Here is a 553-nt window from a genome sequence, read left to right as displayed (position 1 = left end):
TCTTCATCACGCACTACAGTTTGGATAGAAACAGGAATACCGATGTGATCCGAGTACTTGCTGATGACATCGCGCAAGCGCCATTCATTTAAGAACTCTTTACCTTCGTCACGCATGTGAAGAATAATGTCAGTACCACGAGATTCTTTAGTGATGTTTTCAATGGTGTACTCACCTTCACCAGCAGAATGCCATTGCACTGCTTCGTCTGCTGGCAAACCTGCTGCACGAGTGCGCACGGTCACCGCATCAGCAACGATAAATGCAGAGTAGAAGCCAACACCAAATTGACCGATCAATTGCGAGTCTTTGCTTTGCTCTTCTGAAAGCTTTGAGAAGAATTCCGCGGTGCCTGATTTTGCGATGGTGCCTAAATGTTCGATAACGTCATTGCGGCTCATACCGATACCGTTATCAGAAATCGTTAGGGTATTTGCGCTTTCATCAAATGACAGCTTAACGCCAAGATCTGCGTTACCTTCATATAAATCAGGATTCGAAAGTGCCTGAAAACGCAATTTGTCTGATGCATCTGATGCGTTAGAAATCAGCT

The 553-nt window shown here is 44.8% G+C and carries 1 protein-coding gene; it reads right to left on the bottom strand.

What is annotated here, in order from left to right; genetic code table 11:
- On the bottom strand, positions 1-553 hold a 553-nt coding region (locus R7190_RS29780), incomplete at both ends, for an ATP-binding protein (protein ID WP_318138196.1).

It is taken from the genome of Vibrio sp. 1078-1 (assembly GCF_033340475.1).
Note: the sequence above shows the minus strand (reverse complement) of the source record. Positions and strands in the feature narration are given on the sequence as shown.